At 65.4% G+C, this 17,227-nt stretch carries 9 protein-coding genes and 3 pseudogenes; all 12 read right to left on the bottom strand.

Annotated features, from left to right (window positions below):
• Positions 1-12: 12 nt before the first annotated feature.
• Positions 13-1,098, bottom strand: a pseudogene (locus G6N41_RS16830) (beta-ketoacyl reductase); the annotation flags it as partial.
• Between the two features lie 10 nt (positions 1,099-1,108).
• Positions 1,109-1,980: pseudogene (locus G6N41_RS16825) on the bottom strand (IS5 family transposase).
• 47 nt (positions 1,981-2,027) lie between these two features.
• Positions 2,028-7,304 (bottom strand): annotated as a pseudogene (locus tag G6N41_RS16820) (acyltransferase domain-containing protein); the annotation flags it as partial.
• 134 nt (positions 7,305-7,438) lie between these two features.
• Entirely contained in the window at positions 7,439-8,500 is a 1,062-nt protein-coding gene (locus G6N41_RS16815; RefSeq protein ID WP_198965185.1) for a type III polyketide synthase, read from the bottom strand.
• Between the two features lie 103 nt (positions 8,501-8,603).
• A complete protein-coding gene (gene argH, locus G6N41_RS16810) occupies positions 8,604-10,016 on the bottom strand; it encodes an argininosuccinate lyase (RefSeq protein ID WP_198965184.1) in 1,413 nt (470 codons plus the stop codon).
• Positions 10,017-10,110: 94 nt separating this feature from the next.
• Positions 10,111-11,307, bottom strand: coding sequence for an argininosuccinate synthase (locus tag G6N41_RS16805; RefSeq protein WP_198965183.1), 1,197 nt, complete (start codon positions 11,305-11,307; stop codon positions 10,111-10,113).
• A 48-nt stretch (positions 11,308-11,355) separates the two neighbouring features.
• Positions 11,356-11,856: an arginine repressor gene (locus G6N41_RS16800; RefSeq protein ID WP_198965182.1), complete on the bottom strand. Its 501-nt coding sequence runs from the start codon at positions 11,854-11,856 to the stop codon at positions 11,356-11,358.
• Positions 11,853-12,779, bottom strand: coding sequence for an ornithine carbamoyltransferase (argF, locus tag G6N41_RS16795; protein ID WP_198965181.1), 927 nt, complete (start codon positions 12,777-12,779; stop codon positions 11,853-11,855). The genes G6N41_RS16800 and argF overlap by 4 nt, the downstream gene beginning before the upstream one ends.
• Positions 12,776-13,966 carry an acetylornithine transaminase gene (locus G6N41_RS16790; protein WP_198965180.1) on the bottom strand — a complete coding sequence of 397 codons (1,191 nt, stop codon included), beginning with the start codon at positions 13,964-13,966 and terminating at the stop codon, positions 12,776-12,778. The genes argF and G6N41_RS16790 overlap by 4 nt, the downstream gene beginning before the upstream one ends.
• The gene (argB, locus tag G6N41_RS16785; RefSeq protein ID WP_198965179.1) at positions 13,963-14,844 is read right to left on the bottom strand and encodes an acetylglutamate kinase; all 882 of its coding nucleotides are present in this window, start codon (positions 14,842-14,844) and stop codon (positions 13,963-13,965) included. The genes G6N41_RS16790 and argB overlap by 4 nt, the downstream gene beginning before the upstream one ends.
• The gene (argJ, locus tag G6N41_RS16780; RefSeq protein ID WP_198965178.1) at positions 14,841-16,055 is read right to left on the bottom strand and encodes a bifunctional glutamate N-acetyltransferase/amino-acid acetyltransferase ArgJ; all 1,215 of its coding nucleotides are present in this window, start codon (positions 16,053-16,055) and stop codon (positions 14,841-14,843) included. Before argJ ends, argB begins: the two co-directional genes overlap by 4 nt.
• 72 nt (positions 16,056-16,127) lie before the next feature.
• Positions 16,128-17,180 (bottom strand): N-acetyl-gamma-glutamyl-phosphate reductase, encoded by a 1,053-nt coding sequence (gene argC, locus G6N41_RS16775; RefSeq protein WP_198965177.1) that lies wholly within the window; start codon positions 17,178-17,180, stop codon positions 16,128-16,130.
• Between the last annotated feature and the right edge of the window lie 47 nt (positions 17,181-17,227).

Raw genomic sequence — 17,227 nt, 5'->3', positions numbered from 1 at the left:
CTCGTAGAGGCTTCAGGAGCCGAGTTCTTCGTCGAGAATGGCGAAGAGCTGGCTTTCGCTGGCAGTGGTGATGTCGTCATCGGCGGACAGGTCGGCCAGGATGTCGTGTAGGCGGCCGGACAACTTGCCCTTGTCCTCGTGGGTCCAGTCGGGTCGGTTGATCAGCTTGTCGAGTTCGCGGGCGAGGTCGTCGAATCGGCGCATCAGATCGGGTTGCGCCGTGGCGGTGGCCAAACGGATGCCGAGATGTTCGGCCAGGGCTGCGGGGCTTGGGTAGTCGAAGATCAGCGTGGGCGAAAGAGTCAGCCAGGTGGCGGTTTTGAGCCGGTTGCGCAGCTCGACGGCCGTCAGTGAGTCAAATCCCAACTCCTGGAAGGCGCGATGGGCGTTAATGTCGGCGGTGCTGGAGCGCCCCAGCACGGTAGCGGCGTTGCTGCGCACGACATCGACGAGTTCGCGTTGACGCTGCTCGGCACTGAGCCCGTGCAGTCTGGCCACCAGGCCCGTTGCCGCCGCTATGTTATCGCCGGCATCGGCGTCGCTGATCACTCGTCTCTTGGGGCGAGCGGCCAACTCGCCCAACAGCGGCGGTAGCGCAGCGCTGTTGGACGTGAGCGCGTTGGCGTCCAGCCGGGTGGCCACCACAACGGCGCGGTCGGCCACCACCGCGGCGTCGAATAGCTCGAGGGCATGTTCGGTTGACAACGTTGCCAGCCCCACCCGGCTCATGCGCGCTTTGTCGCGCTCACCAAGATGGCGAGTCATCGCGCTGGCTTGTTCCCAAAGGCCCCAAGCCACCGACACACCCGGCAGGCCGAGCGCGCGCCGGTGAACGGCCAGCCCGTCCAGGAAGCTGTTGGCCGCCGCATAGTTGCCTTGTCCGGCGGTGCCGATGATCCCGGCCATCGAGGAGAACAACACAAAGGTCGACAAGTTGAGGCCGCGGGTCAGCTCATGCAGATTCCAGGCGCCGTCGATCTTGGCCCGCAGCACCGTATCGACCCGCTGCGGGGTCAGTGAAGCGATCAACCCGTCGTCGAGCACTCCCGCCGCGTGAATCACGCCCCGCAGCGGATAGCGTGCCGGCACTTGCGCTAGGTCCTGTCTGCTAATTGCGGACGCGGTGGTAGGTTATGATGGCGGCCAGGGTGACACCGCCGAGGTAGGTCAGGGCGTATTTGTCGTAGCAGGTGGCGACCGCGCGCCAGTGTTTGAGCCGGTTGAAGCTTCGCTCGACGGTGTTACGGTGCTTGTAGATTCGGCCTGAGAACCCCGGAGGCCGTCCTCTGTTGCGGCCTTTGGCTTTGCGGCGGGTGATCTGGTCGCTGCGCTCGGGGATGGTATGGGCGATCTTGAGCCGGCGCAGCTGTGCCCGCGTCGAGTCATGGGAGTACGCCTTGTCCGCCAGCAGGCGAAACGGGGCGTATGAGTTGCTGCACCGGGCGGCCAGCAATGGCCAAAGCATCGGATTATCACCGGCTTGACCGGCCGACAGTGCCAGGGTGACCGGACTGCACAGCTGGTCGGTCAAGGCGTGGATCTTGGTAGTCAGCCCGCCGCGGGAACGCCCAATGGCGTGGTCATCGGGCTCATCGAGATATTTGTTGTAATTCGACAGATCCCCTGTGCGGCGCCCGGGCGCGCTCCGGCTGCGTGTCGGTGGGCGCGCACACTGGTCGAATCGACCGACAACAGTGCGCCCAGGTCGGCGTCCTCGGCGTCGAGGTCAGAGGCGATCGCCGCGAAGATCCGCGCGTAGATGCCATCGACCGACCAGCGTAGATGCCTCTCGGCCACCGATTGCCAGGGACCGAAGTGCTCGGGCAGGTCACACCACGGAGATCCCGTACGGTAACGCCAGATAATGCCCTCCAGAGTACGTCGATGATCGTTCCACGGCCGGCCACGCCGCCGCCCCGCAGGCAACACCGCCACGATCAGCGACCACAAATCATCAGAAATCGCATGCGTCCGCATCACCCAAACAGCATCAGCCAAAACACCATTCACATTAAGCAGACACGCCCTAGTAGCTCCGCGACCGCGTCCCGATCGGAGACATCGCAAGCCACCACCGCCGCCTCTGCTCCGGCATCCTGCAATTGGCCGAGCAGCTCGCTGGTCCCTTCGGCCTGCGCGCCGGACCGACTGACCAGGATGACGTTGGCCACCCTTTGACGGGACACCACATGGCGGGCCAAGGCCGTCCCGGCCATGCCCGTCCCGCCGGTGATGATCACCGTGCCTCCGGCCAGGGCACCAGCGGGTACCGCACCGGTTTCGTCGGGAAGTGTCAACACCACCTTGCCGATGAGACGAGCCTGGCTGACAAAGCGATACGCCTGCCGAGCCAGCCGCACGTCGAAAGTCTTGATCGGCAACGGTGTCAGGGTTTCGGCGCAAAGCAGTCGGCTCAGCTCGGCCAGCATCTGCGCGATCAGGTCCGGGCCGGCCTCGATGAGATCAAATGCCCGATACCCAACGCCGCGATGCTGTTCGGCCATCGCCTGTGGGTCACGAAGATCAGTCTTACCCATCTCGATGAAGCGACCGCCGGGGACCAACAGCCGAAGCGATGCGTCGACAAATTCGCCGGCCAGCGAGTTGAGCACCGCGTCCACTCCGGCTCCACCGGTGCCGGCACGGAACTTCTCTTCGAACTCCAGAGTGCGCGAGTTGGCGATGTGGTCATCATCAAAACCCATTGCCCGAAACGTATCCCATTTTCCTGGGCTGGCCGTTGCGAACACTTCCAGACCCCAAAGCCGAGCCAGCTGCACCGCGGCCATGCCCACCCCACCGGTGGCCGCGTGCACCAACAGCTTCTGCCCGGACCGCACCTCGGCCAGGACACGCAAGCCGTAGAAAGCCGTCAAGAACACCACCGGGACACTGGCGGCCGTCTGCAGCGACCAGCCCTGCGGAACTGCGGTCACCAAGCGGTGATCCACCACCGCCTCGGGCCCCACCACGCCGAGCAGCCCCATGACCGCGTCGCCGACGGCCACCCCGGAAACGCCGGGCCCGACCTCGGTGACAATCCCGGCGCCCTCAACCCCTAGCTCGCCTCCACCGGGATACATGCCCAACGCCACCACCACATCCCGGAAATTGACGCCTACGGCGGCCACCGCCACCCGCAGCTGCCCGGTCATCAGCCCCGACGGCGCACAGCCGCCCACCTTCACGTCATCCAACGTGCCGCCGCCGGTGACCAATCGCCAAGTCTCGCCCGGTTGCGGCAACCGCAGCAGTGACTCGGCCGGCTTCAACCGCGCCTGGTAGGCCACGCCCGCACGCACCACCAGCTGCGGCTCACCGGAATTCAGCACCGCGCCCAGTTCGACCGAACCATCGGTATCGACCAGTACGACGCGACCGGGATGCTCGGCCTGCGCCGAACGCACCAGCCCCCACACCGCCGAACCCGCCAGATCGGTCACGTCTTCGTCCGCCAGTCCTACCGCGCCGTGCGTCACCACCGCCAAGACCCCGGGTTGGTCGCTGGTCAGCCACGACTGCAATGCGCCCAGCGCGCCATGAGTGGCCACATATGTCGACTCCACCGCACCCGCGGGCAGTTCGACCTGGGAGGCCAAGTCCCACAACGTCACCGGTATATCGGCGGTGTCGGCGCCGGGCCTGGCCAGCGGTGACCACACGACCTCTAACAAGCCACCGCCACCGGCCGTGCCCGCCGATGACTTCTGGTCGGACACCGGACGAAACGCTATGTCCCGCAGCGTCAAAACCGGCAGACCTGCCGAGTCGGCGAGTTCCATGGCCACCGAGCCGGACCGAGATTGCGCTATCCGGACTCGACAGCGCGAGGCTCCGGCGGCGTGCAACGACACCCATTGCCACGCGAACGGCAACACCGTTTGGTCCTGCTCCGCGGTCAGCACCAACGCATGCAGTGCCGCATCGAGAAGCGCTGGGTGGATGCCGAATCCGCCGATCTGCGCGCCGGTGTCTTCGGGGAGGGCCACCTCAGCGAAGATTTCGTCCCCCGACTGCCACACGGCCTGCAGACCGCGAAACGCCGGACCGTATTCGTAGCCCCGGGCTGCCAGCCGGTCGTACACACCGCCGAGGTCCAGCGCCGTCGCGCCCTCCGGTGGCCATGCCGTCAACTGCCCCACTGAAGCAACCGCCGCCGGCGCCAATACACCTTCGGCATGTAATGACCATTCCGAAAATGACTGTTCGCCGCGCGAATACACTTCGACTGTCCGGCGATCCGACTGGTCGACGGGGCCCACCACCACCTGTAACCGCACTCCGCCGACGGTCGGCAGAACCAACGGCGCCGACAGGGTCAGTTCTTCCACTGCCGCGCATCCGACCTCATCGCCGGCGCGGATCGCCAACTCGACAAAGCCCGCCCCCGGGAACAACACCGTGCCGGCCACCGCATGACCCGCCAACCATGGCTGCGCGGCCACCGATAGCTGACCAGTCAAGACCACCCCACGCGAATCGGGCCGCTCCACCACCGCGCCCAGCAGGCCATGCGCGGCCCCGGCCTGCCCCAGACCGCCTACGTCGGTGCGACCGGCATCGAGCTGCCCCAGCCAGAAGCGGCGATGCTGGAACCCGTAGGTGGGCAGGGCCACCCGCCGGCCGGCGCCGATGGTCGAGGCCCAGTCCACCCGCACCCACGCGACATGGGCTTGAGCGACCGATAGCCAGAGTCTTTGCAGCCCGCCGTCGTCGCGCCCCAGCGATGGAATGACGATCGCTTCGCCGGAGTCTTGCTGGCCGGCCAGGGTTTCTTCGATTCCGGCCATCAAAACCGGGTGCGGGCTGGACTCGATGAAGACTTGGCACCCGCTGTTGAAGGCGGTACGGATAGCCCGTTCGAACTGCACCGTCTGGCGGATGCTGCGATACCAGTAGTCGGCGTCCAGGCCCGCGGTATCGGTGAATTCGCCGGTGACTGTGGAGATGAAGACCGTCGATGTCGATTGGGGCGCGATACCGTCCAGTGCCTCGGTCAACTCGGCACGGATCGCCTCCACCTGACCGTAATGGGACGCGTAGTCGACGTCGATTCTGCGGGCCCGAATGTCGTCCGCCTCACAGCGCCCGATCAGGGCATCGAGAGCATCCACCTCGCCGGACAGCACGATCGCTGAAACGCCTTTTACCGCGGCAATACTCAAGCGGTCGCTCCAAGGAGCCACTAGCTGCCGGGAGCGTTCCAGTCCGCACGCGAGCGACACCATCCCGCCGGCACCGGAGAGCTGCACCAGCAGCTGGCTGCGCCGCGCGACCACCCGCGCCGCATCCTCGAGGGACAGTGCCCCCGCCACGTAGGCGGCCGCAATCTCGCCTTGCGAATGGCCGATCACCGCGTCGGGAAGCACCCCTGCGGAACGCCATAATTCGGCGAGCGACACCATGATCGCCCACAACACCGGCTGCACGACGTCCACCCGATTCAGCCCCGGAGCACCCGGCACCGCCCGCACGACATCGAGCAGCGACCAGGACACGTGCTCGGCAAGAGCCTTCTCGCACCGATGCATCTGATCGGCGAACACCGTCGAGGTGTCCAGCAGATCGACGCCCATCCCGACCCATTGCGACCCCTGGCCGGGAAACACGAACACCGTCTTGCCTACTGGCTGGGCACGACCCACGACAACACCGGCGCCTGGCTCACCGTCGACAAAGCCCGCGAGCCCCTGAATCAGCTGCGTCCGGTCGGCGCCCACCACCACCGCCCGATGTTCGAACACCGACCTGGTGGTAGCCAGCGACCAGACCACAACGGCTACATCGAGATCCGGGCGATCACTCACCCACTGCGCCAGGCGCCGTGCCTGGTTGACTAGCGCCGGAGCTGACCGCGCAGCCAGTAACCACGGGGTGACATCGGTTCTGTGCTGTGCGGCAACCTCTTCTGCTGCCGGCGCCTGCTCGAGAATGACGTGAGCGTTGGTGCCGCTGATCCCGAACGAAGATATCCCTGCCCTACGCGCACGCCCGGTTTCCGGCCACGGGCGCGCCTCGGTCAGCAACGACACCGACCCCGCTGACCAGTCCACATGCGGCGTCGGCACATCCACATGCAGCGTCTGGGGCAGCACCCCATGCTGCATCGCCAGCGTCATCTTGATGACTCCGGCTACCCCGGCCGCGGCAGAGGTATGCCCCATGTTCGATTTGATCGAGCCCAGCCACAGGGGCTCTTTGCCGGGCCCGGTACGGTCCTGCCCATAGGTGGCCAAAATCGCCTGGGCCTCAATGGGATCGCCCAAGGTGGTCCCGGTACCGTGGCCTTCGACCACATCCACATCGGCCACGCCCAGCCGTGCACTGGCCAGCGCCGCGCGAATCACTCGCTGCTGTGAGGGCCCATTCGGGGTCGCGAGCCCGTTGGAGGCACCATCCTGGTTGACCGCCGAACCCCGCACCACGGCCAACACCGGATGTCCCAACCGCTGTGCATCGGTCAGCCGCTCCAGCACCAGCGCCCCGGCGCCCTCGGAGAACGCGGTCCCGTCGGCGGCACCCGCGTACGCCTTGCACCGCCCGTCGGCGGATAGCGCCCGTTGCCGGCTGAATTCGATGAACATCGCCGGCGTGGCCATCACGGTTACCCCACCCACCAGGGCCAAATCGCACTCTCGCGACCGCAGTGACTGCACCGCCAGGTGCAAGGCGACCAGTGAGGACGAACACGCGGTATCCACCGACACCGCCGGGCCCTCCAACCCCAGCACATAGGCCACTCGGCCCGACGCCACACTCAACGTCGACCCGCGCAGCCCATATCTCTCGAGGTCGCCGGGCACCCGGCCCTGTCCCCCATACGAGCCGTGGAAGACCCCGACGAACACACCGGTCGGCGATCCGCGCAACGTGGTCGGGTCGATTCCGGTGCGCTCCAACGCCTCCCAGGACACTTCCAGCAACAGTCGCTGCTGGGGATCCATCGCCATCACTTCGCTGGGCGCTATCCCGAAGAATTCGGCGTCAAAACCAGCGACGTCGGTCAGAAATCCACCGCTGCGGGTGTATGACTCGCCCACCGCGTCCGGATCGGGGTCGAACAGACTCGCTCCATCCCAGCCGCGATCCGTCGGGAAATCCGACACCACGTCACGTCCGGCGGCCACCATCTCCCACAAGCCCTCGGGAGTCTCGATGCCACCCGGGTAACGACATCCCATGCCGACCACCGCGACGGGCTCTGTGGCTTGGGCAAGGTGGTCACGGTTTTCCCGCTTGAGCCGCTCGTTCTCTTTGAGTGTCTTGCGCAGTGCCGTGATGAGTTCGTCTGGGGTGCTGTCCATACAACGCGCCTTTCCAGCTACTCAGCGAATCGGCGCGAGGGGCGCGCGGCGGCTGGCGTTGTTCCTTTCCGGCTCCTGGCCAAGCACCGGTAGCCCCGTCCTAGATCCCCGATCGAGCAGAAATTCACGTGTGTTCAGTGCCAACGCGGCAGTACTAGTTCAGAACAGAACCCAGGGCCCATCGCCATCATCAGGCCGGGACTCCCGCTGGGCGGCGGTTTGGCAATGGTGTCCCGCAGCACATGCAACACAGATGCCGAGGAAAGGTTGCCGATCTCGCCGAGCGAACGCCAGGTCAGCTCAGGCGCCTCCGGAGGCAGGTTGAGGCTCTCGGTGATAGCGTTGATGATCTTGGGGCCACCGGGATGGGTGACCCAGGCGCCGACATCGGTGACGCTGAGGCCGTGGCCGGCCAGGAAGGTGGTGACGTCCTCGGCCACATATTCCTCGACCACATCCGCGATGTCCTTGGACAGCACCAGCTCGAACCCGGCGGAGCCCACGTCGTAGCCCATGGTGCTCAACGAATCGGGATACAGGTGGCTGCACGAATCCAGGATGTCGGGTCCGCTGGCGCCAACCTCTTCGGCACGTCCGTCTCCGACCGCCACCACCGCGGCGGCACCGTCTGCAAACAGTGCGCTGCCGACCAGACCGGCCGCCGAAGGCTTGTATCCCGGGAAAGTCAGTGAACACAGCTCGACGGAGATCAAGGCGGCGATGCCGTTGGGAGCACCGCGCAGATAGTCGTGGAGACGGGCCACACCGGCGGCGCCGGCCACACATCCCAGCCCGAACAGCGGTACCCGTCGCACGTCCGGTCGCAGTCCAACGCGTCCGGCGATGCGGGCATCCAACGATGGCACCGCCAGACCGGTGACCGTGGTGGTGATGAGGACATCGAGGTCTTCGGGCTGCAGGCCGGCCTCGTCGAGTGCCCCCATCAAGGCTTCGACGCCGAGGTCCACGGCTTTTTCGATGAAGATCCCATTGGCCTCGCCGAAGTCATTCAACTTGGGGTACGTCTCCAGCGGAAGCACCAAATGGCGGCTGTTGACCTTTGCGTTTGCGTGTAGCTGCCGGACGAGTTCTTCGTAGCCCTCAAAGTCCGGGATGTTGACGAACGTCTCGGTGAGTTCGCGCTGACTGTAGCGATGCGGGGGCAACGCACCAAACACACCCGCGATGACGCTCATCGGTCCCACCCCTTCAACACGAACATCAACGCCGAAACGTTCAATGCATTCCCTAGGACACGAAGTTTAGTTCGCGATCGAGGGCCGCAGCGGCAAAATCCGCTCAGCGCATCAGCTCATCGCCCAGCCGAGCAGTGATTTCCCGCACAATTTGAAGCTGCTCGGCGACCCGCTTGGGCGCCGTGCCTCCGCGGGAATCACGCGCGGACACCGATCCCTCAATCGTCAATACGTCGCGTACCTGCGGTGTCAGCTCCGGGCTGATGGCGGCAAGTTCGTCGTCGGTCAACTCCTCGAGGCCGACGCTGCGTTCCTCGGCGGTGCGCACGGCGGCACCGGCGGCCTCATGCGCGGACCTAAAGGGGACGCCTTGTCGTACCAACCACTCTGCGACATCGGTGGCCAACGTGTAGCCCGCAGGCGCCAGCGCGGCCAGCCGCTCGACATCGAAGGTCAGGCTCCCCACCAGGCCCGCCATCGCCGGCAGCAGGAGCTCGAGCTGAACCACCGAGTCAAACACCGGCTCCTTGTCTTCCTGCAGGTCGCGGTTGTAGGCCAGGGGCTGGGCCTTCAGGGTCGCCAGCAACCCGGTGAGGTTGCCGATCAGCCGCCCGGACTTGCCGCGGGCCAGCTCCGCGATATCCGGGTTTTTCTTCTGCGGCATGATCGAGCTGCCGGTGGACCACGAGTCGTGCAGGGTCACATAGCCGAACTCGGTCGAGCTCCAGATGATGATGTCCTCGGCCAGCCGGGACAGGTCCACGGCGATCATGGCGAATACGAACGCCGCCTCGGCCGCGAAATCGCGCGAGGCGGTCGCATCGACAGAGTTGTCGGCGGCGGTGGTGAAACCCAGATCCGCCGCGATCGCATCGGGGTCCAAGCCCAGCGAGGATCCGGCCAGCGCACCCGAGCCGTATGGGGAAACCGCCGCTCGTTTGTCGAAGTCCACGATCCGCTCCACGTCGCGCAGCAGCGGATGGGCGTGGGCGAGCAAATGGTGCGCCAGCAAGATGGGTTGGGCGGACTGCAGGTGCGTCTTGCCGGGCATGATGGCCGTCGGGTGCGCGGCCGCCTGATCGCCGAGCGCCGCCACCACCTCGAGTACACCCGTAGCCACCCGGCGCACCGCGTCGCGCAGCCACATCCGGAACAGGGTGGCGACTTGATCGTTGCGGGATCGGCCGGCCCGCAGGCGGCCGCCGAGGTCGGGGCCGACCCGCTCGATCAATCCGCGTTCCAGCGCGGCATGCACGTCCTCATCGGAGACCAGGGGGCCGAAGCTGCCGTCGGCGACGTCGCTGGCCAGGCTGTCCAGGCCAGCCAATAGACCGTCGCGCTGCTCCTCGGTGAGCAGCCCAGCGCGGAAGAGCACCACAGCGTGGGCCCGCGATGCGGTGACGTCGTAGGGGGCCAGGGCCCAGTCGAAATGGGTGGATTTGCTCAACGCCGCCAGCGCGTCGGAAGGCCCGCCGGCGAACCGCCCACCCCACAGCGATCCCTGATTGGTACTCACTTTTCCTCCGCGAGCTTTTCCTCCGCGAGCAGACACAGAATCGCACCAACGCGCCGGTGCATCTGCGATTTCGCGTCTGCTCGGCAGTAGCGGCTCACTGCAGATCCCGGCGGGCGGAGAGTTTGGACGACAAGCCGTGCACGTAGACGAACCCCTTGGCAGCCGATTGGTCGAAGGTGTCGCCCTCGTCGTAGGTGGCCAGGTTGAAGTCGTAGAGCGACTCCGCGCTGCGCCGGCCGTTGACGGCGATGTGACCGCCGTGCAGCACCAGCCGGATCTCACCAGACACGTGCTCCTGGGTCTTGGCGACAAAGCTCTCCAGCGCGGTCTTCAACGGCGAATACCACAGTCCGTCGTACACCAGCTCGGCCCAGCGCTGATCGGTGTGCCGCTTGAATCGGGCCAGCTCACGCTCGAGGGTGACGTGCTCGAGCTCGGCGTGGGCCGTGATGAGCACCATGGCCCCGGGCGCCTCGTAGATCTCCCGGCTCTTGATGCCCACCAAGCGGTCCTCGACGACATCGAGGCGCCCGACACCCTGGGCCCCGGCCCGGCGGTTGAGCTCCTCGATGGCCTGCAGCATCGTGACCGCGTTGCCGTCGATCGACACCGGCATGCCGCGTTCGAAGCCGACGATCACCTCATCGGGGGTGTTCCAGTTGACGGTCGGATCTTCGGTGTAGGAGTAGACGTCCTTGGTGGGCGCGTTCCACAGGTGCTCGAGGAAGCCGGTTTCGACAGCTCGGCCCCACACGTTTTGGTCGATCGAGAACGGCGAGCGCTTGGTGACGTTGATTGGGATCGCGTTCTCTTCGGCGAATGCGATCGCCTTCTCCCGGGTCCAGGCGTAGTCGCGAACCGGTGCCAACACCTCCAGGTCGGGAGCCAGCGACGCGAACCCGACCTCAAATCGCACCTGGTCGTTGCCCTTGCCCGTGCACCCGTGCGCGACGATCCCACCGTCGTGCTCGCGTGCCGCCTCCACCAGATACTTGACGATCAGCGGCCGGCTGATGGCCGACACCAGCGGATAGCGGTCCATGTAGAGGGCATTGTTCAAGATGGTGGGCAGGCAGTAGCCCTCCGCGAACTCGTCGCGAGCATCGACCACGACCGCCTCGACGGCACCGCAATCGAGCGCTCGCTGACGCACGACCTCCATGTCCTCGCCACCCTGGCCGAGGTCAATCGCAACAGCCACGACCTCACGGCCGGTCTCCTTGCCTATCCAGCTGATGGCCACCGAGGTGTCCAGACCGCCGGAATACGCCAGGATGACGCGTTCTGACATGAACCAACTCCTTCATTTCGCCGAACCGGCAGCAGTGTATTTCAGGTCCTACTTCAATTTTTCCAAGGCGATTGCCAACTCGGCCCCGGTCATCGGCTCACGAGCAGCCAAGAACACAGTGTCATCGCCGGCAATGGTGCCGACCACGTACGGTAGCGCCGCACGATCGATTGCGCTGGCCAAGTAGTGCGCCCCGCCGGGCGGGGTGCGCAGCACCGCGAGGTTGGCGCTGGCATCGGAGGACACCAGCAGCTCACCCAGCAGCCGCGCCAGCCGTCCGGTGCCCCCGGTCACCCCGCGCACCGGGCTACCGTCTTCTGGCACCACGTAGACACCCACCCCACCATCGGCGCCGCGCAGCTTCACCGCGCCGAGCTCTTCGAGATCACGAGACAACGTCGCCTGGGTCGCCTCGATCCCCTGGACCGCTAGCAACGCGGCCAATTCACTTTGACTACTCACCGACTCCGTGGACAAAATCGCCACGATTCGGGCCTGCCGACCAGCACGATTGACACTGATCTCGGGTGCTTGTTTGGAGCCGTTCATTGCCCCCGCTCCAACAACCACACCAGCAGCGCCTTCTGCGCATGCAGCCGATTCTCCGCCTCGTCCCACACCGCGCTGGCCGGACCGTCCATCACCTGGTCGGTGATCTCGTCGCCTCGATGCGCCGGAAGACAGTGCAGCACAACGGCTTCGGAATCAGCCGCCGCCAGCAGCTGCTCGTTCACCTGGAATGGGCGGAAGGGCTTGACGCGGTCGAGCCCGTCATCTTCCTGGCCCATCGACGTCCAGGTATCGGTGACCAGGACATCGGCGCCGGCCGCTGCCACGTGGGCGTCAGCGGTGAGCCGCACCGAGGCACCGGTCGTCTCGGCACGCTGCTCCGCGGCGCCAACGACCGACGGGTCGGGGTGAAATCCGTCGGGAGCGGCAACTGTCACATGCATGCCCGCGGTGACCCCGCCCAACATCAGTGAATGCGCCATGTTGTTGGCGCCGTCACCAAAGTAGGACAACCGCAAGCCTTTCAAGGAGCCCCGACGTTCCGTGATGCTCTGCAGATCGGCCAGCACCTGGCAGGGATGGAACTCGTCGGACAGCGCATTGACGACGGGCACCGTCGCGGTGGAAGCCATGGCCTGCAGGCGATCCTGGCCGAAGGTGCGCCAAACAATGGCATCAACAAAGCGAGACAATACTTTTGCGGTGTCCGGCATGGTCTCCTCGCGGCCCAGCTGGGTGCTGCGACCGTCGACAACCACTGCATGCCCACCCAACTGGGCGATACCCATCTCAAAGGAGAAGCGGGTGCGGGTGGAATTCTTGTCGAAGATCACCGCCACTCCCCGCGGCCCGTCCAGGGGACGGCGGCTGAACGGTTCCCGCTTCAATTCGGCCGCCAGCTGCAAAACTTCGGCCTGCTCGGCAGGCGACAAGTCGTCATCACGCAGAAAGTGTCGGATCATGCTGATGCTCCCGCGGTGTCCAAGATTCCCGGCAGCGCGGCGACAAAGCCTTCGAGCTGGGGTTCGGTAATGACCAATGGTGGCGCGAGCCGGACAACGTTGGGCGCAGCGCCATTTACCAGGTAGCCGGCGTCGCGCGCGGCCACCTCCGCCGCCTTGGCGTGCGGGCCTGCCAGCACAATGCCCAAGAGCAATCCGCGCCCGCGCACATGGTCGATCAACGGATGGCTCAACGACTCGACGCCCTGTTTGAAGGTTTTGCCTAACGTTTCGGCGCGGCGCACCAGACCTTCGGAGGCCACTACCCGCAGCACCGCCAACGCCGCCGCGGCACAAACCGGGTTGCCGCCGAACGTACTGCCGTGCAACCCCGGTGTCAGCAACTCCGCCGCTGGGCCAATGGCCAGACACGCCCCAATGGGCAATCCTCCCCCTAACCCCTTGGCCAGTGTCACAACATCGGGAGTAATGCCGTCATGCTGGTGCGCGTAGAAAGCTCCGGTGCGGCCAATTCCGGTCTGCACCTCGTCGAGCACCAACAGCGCGCCGTGGCGTGCGGTGATCTCGCGAGCCGCCAGCAGGTAGCCCTCCGGCGGCACGACGACACCACTCTCCCCCATGATGGGCTCGAGGAACACGGCGGCAGTCTCGTCGTCGACGGCGGCGGCCAACGCGTCGATATCCCCATCGGGAACGTGGGTAACGTAGCCGGGCAACGGCTCGAACGGCGCTTGCTTGGCCGGCTGTCCGGTGAGCGCCAACGATCCCATCGTCCTGCCGTGAAAACCCTCTTGCGCAGCAACAAGTTTCGTACGACCGGTAAGCCGAGACAGCTTGAACGCAGCCTCGTTGGCCTCGGTCCCGGAGTTGCAGAAGAACACCCGCGCCGGCGCTTCAGCGCCCAGCAGCGTGATCAATTCTTCGGCGAGCGCGATGGTGGGCTCGGTGGCATACAAGTTGGAGGTGTGGCCCAACGTCGACATCTGCTGAGTCACCGCCTCAATGACGGCGGGGTGGCGATGGCCGAGTATGTTGACCGCGATGCCGCCCAGCAGGTCGACGTAGTTCTTACCGTCGACGTCGGTAACTACCGCGCCTTCGCCACTGGCCAATGCCACGGGCGGGGTGCCGTAGTTGTTCATCATCACGGCTTCCCATCGGGCCCGCGTGTCCTCGGTATGCGTCATGCGGACACCACCTTGGTGCCGGTCCCCGCATTGGTGAACAGCTCGACCAGCACGCAATGTTCAACACGCCCGTCGATGACGTGCGCGCTGGGCACCCCACCTGTGACCGCCCGCAGGCATGCTTCGACCTTGGGGATCATGCCCGCCTCCAGCCTGGGCAACAACTGTTCCAAAGCCGCCGTGTCGATTTCTCTGACCAATGAATCCCGGTTGGGCCAGCTGGTGTAAAGGCCTTCCACATCGGTAAGCATCAGCAGTTTCTCGGCTCCAAGGGCATCCGCGAGGGCGGCGGCGGCGGTGTCCGCGTTGATGTTGTGCACCACGCCTTCGGCATCCGGAGCCAGTGTTGAAATGACCGGAATCCTATGTGCGGCGATGAGATCCATCAGCGCCGCGGCATTGACATGATCGACGTCACCGACCAGGCCGATGTCGGTAGCGACGCCGTCGACGTTCACACTGCGCCGCACTGCGGTGAACAGCTGTGCGTCTTCACCGGTGACCCCCACCGCATAGGGCCCGTGCGCGTTGATCAAGTTGACCAATTCGCGACCGACCTGTCCGAACAACACCATCCGCGCCACGTCGAGGACTTCCGGTGTGGTGACCCGGAATCCGCCTTTGAAGTCACCCTCGATGCCGAGCTTGCCAAGCATGGCGGTGATCTGTGGCCCACCACCGTGCACCACCACTGGATGAATTCCGCAGTTTCGCAGGAAAGCCATGTCGGCAGCGAAGGCTTGCCGCAATGTGTCGTCGGTCATCGCGTTGCCGCCGTACTTGATAACGACAACCCTGCCGTGCAACTGCTTGAGCCAGGGCAACGCTTCGGCCAGCACTTGGGCCTTGGACTGGGTGGACAACGTTTCAATCGTCATGAGCTGTATGCCGAATTCTCTTCGACGTAGGCGTGGGACAGATCGGTGGTCCGGATGGCCGCGTGAGCATCGCCGACGCCAAGTTCGACGGTGACATAGGTATCGGTGGCCGAGAGGTCCACCTCACGCGCGCCCGGGGCACCAACGCCGTCGATACAGACGGCAGAGCCATTGAATAGCACGCTGATTCGATTGGGGTCGAGGGTGATGGGGGCCATCCCGACCGCTGCCAGAACTCTCCCCCAGTTCGGGTCGGATCCGAACAGCGCGGTCTTGACCAAGCTGTCACGAGCGATCACCCGCGCGGCGATCAGTGCGTCTTCTTCTGTGGCGGCGCCCTTCACGGTGACGGTGACGCGCTTGGTGACGCCTTCGGCATCAGCCTGCAGTTGAGCACAGAGGTCATCGCAAACTCGCAGTACCGCCTCGTCGAGATCCGCTTGCGACGGCGCTATTTCGCTGGCACCCGATGCCAGCAAGAGCACCGTGTCATTGGTCGAGCAGCTGCCGTCGATGTCGAGCCGGTCGAACGTACGCGCGGTTGCCCTACGCAGCGCCTGCTCGAGTGCCGCCGAACTCGCGACCGCGTCGGTGGTGAGCACACAAAGCATGGTCGCAAGCGAGGGGGCCAGCATGCCCGCGCCTTTGACCATCCCACCGACAGTCCATTTGCTCTGATGATGTAGCGTAACTTGTTTGGCGACGGTGTCAGTGGTCATGATGGCGTGGGCAGCGTCGTCGCCGCCGTGCAGGCCGCCATGCAGCTCATGCACGATGTGTTCGACACCGGCAAGCACCTTGTCCATCGGCAGGCGGTCGCCGATCAGCCCGGTCGAGCAGACCGCGACCTCCACTGCGCCGGTCTCTGTTCCCCAGTCCGACAACGCTGCCGCGACGGCCTCGGCCGTGGCGTGCGTGTCCTGGAAGCCGCCGGGACCAGTACAGGCGTTTGCACCACCGGAATTGAGGATCACCGCACGTAGCTGCCCGGTCGTTAGCGCCTGCTGCGTCCACAACACCGGTGCGGCCTTGACCTGGTTCCGGGTGAACACGCCGGCGGCTGAGTAGTCGGGGCCTTCATTGAATACCAGCGCGAGGTCGCGAGCACCCGACGCCTTGATCCCAGCCGCGATGCCTGCAGCCCGGAAACCTGCCGGGGCAGTAATGCCTTGACTACGCAACAGCCGCCCGGCGCTGAGAACTTCAGTCATGTGTGTCACTCACCCCGCTGCCAGGCGGTAGTCCTTGCTCCCGGTCACTCGGCAACTGGTCGTCGAAGCCGTTCATGGCGCCACCCCGACCACTGAGAGCCCTTCTGTCTCCGGCCAGCCCAGCGCCAGGTTCATCGACTGCACGGCGGCCCCGGCAGTGCCCTTGACCAGGTTGTCGATTGCGGCAATCGCAACAAAGGTCTCGGCTTCTTCATCCACAGCGACCGCAATGTGCGCCGCGTTGCTGCCAATCACGGCACCAGTGCGGGGCAACTGACCCTCCGGCATCAGATGAATGAAAGGTTCTGCTTCATAGGCCTTTTCGTAGGCTGACCGTAACCGAGCGATCGGCGAGCGGGTACGTGCGGTACAGGTTGCCAGAATTCCACGTGAGGTCGGGATAAGAACCGGTGTAAACGAAACGGTGACGTCTCGGTCGGTGACCGCGCGCAAGCCTTGTGCGATCTCGGGAGTATGCCGGTGCGCACCCGCGATGTTGTAGGCCCGGGCCGACCCGATGACTTCCGAGCCGAGCAGGTCGGTCTTGGCGGCCCGGCCAGCCCCCGAGGTACCGCTAACGGCGACCACCGTCACGGCCGGATCGATGAGGTCCTCGGCCACCGCGGGCAGCAGTGCGAGCAGCGCCGCGGTCGGGTAGCAACCCGGAACCGCTACGCGGCGGGTGTCACGCAACCGCTCCCGAGCACCCGGCAATTCGGGTAGTCCGTAGGGCCAGCTGCCGGAATGCGCTGACCCATAGAACCGCTCCCAAGCCGCCGCATCGGTGAGCCGAAAATCGGCCCCACAGTCGATGATCAGAGTTTCTGGGCCGAGTTGATCGGCCAGCGCCGCCGAATGCCCGTGCGGCAAAGCGAGGAATACCACGTCATGTCCGCGGAGCACCTCGAGCTCGATGGGCTCGAGGATCCGCTGAGCCAGCGGCAACAGATGCGGATGGTGCTCCGCGAGGACGCTTCCCGCGCTGGCCGCTGCGGTCACCGCCCCGATCGTCAGCCATCCCGAGGTGTAGGCGGGATGCCCCAGGAGAAGGCGAAGGATCTCACCGCCTGCATAGCCGCTGGCACCCGCTACGGCCACCCTGATTGCATCGGTCGCGTGGGCCATTTCGAGGATTTTGCATGGTTATGCAGTATTTCGCAAATCCACGGCAA

The organism is Mycobacterium shottsii (genome assembly GCF_010728525.1).
Lineage (GTDB): Bacteria > Actinomycetota > Actinomycetes > Mycobacteriales > Mycobacteriaceae > Mycobacterium > Mycobacterium marinum.
The sequence above is the reverse complement of the archived record's forward strand: the minus strand, read 5'-3'. Positions and strand labels throughout refer to the sequence as shown.

Bases quoted from the DNA above. Each gene is read 5' to 3' on its own strand.
- argC (WP_198965177.1), bottom strand. From the start codon at position 17,180: ATGGCCCACGCGACCGATGCAATCAGGGTGGCCGTAGCGGGTGCCAGC.
- G6N41_RS16805 (WP_198965183.1), bottom strand. From the start codon at position 11,307: ATGTCAGAACGCGTCATCCTGGCGTATTCCGGCGGTCTGGACACCTCG.
- G6N41_RS16790 (WP_198965180.1), bottom strand. From the start codon at position 13,966: ATGACGCATACCGAGGACACGCGGGCCCGATGGGAAGCCGTGATGATG.
- argB (WP_198965179.1), bottom strand. From the start codon at position 14,844: ATGACGATTGAAACGTTGTCCACCCAGTCCAAGGCCCAAGTGCTGGCC.
- argJ (WP_198965178.1), bottom strand. From the start codon at position 16,055: ATGACTGAAGTTCTCAGCGCCGGGCGGCTGTTGCGTAGTCAAGGCATT.
- G6N41_RS16815 (WP_198965185.1), bottom strand. From the start codon at position 8,500: ATGAGCGTCATCGCGGGTGTGTTTGGTGCGTTGCCCCCGCATCGCTAC.
- argF (WP_198965181.1), bottom strand. From the start codon at position 12,779: ATGATCCGACACTTTCTGCGTGATGACGACTTGTCGCCTGCCGAGCAG.
- G6N41_RS16800 (WP_198965182.1), bottom strand. From the start codon at position 11,856: ATGAACGGCTCCAAACAAGCACCCGAGATCAGTGTCAATCGTGCTGGT.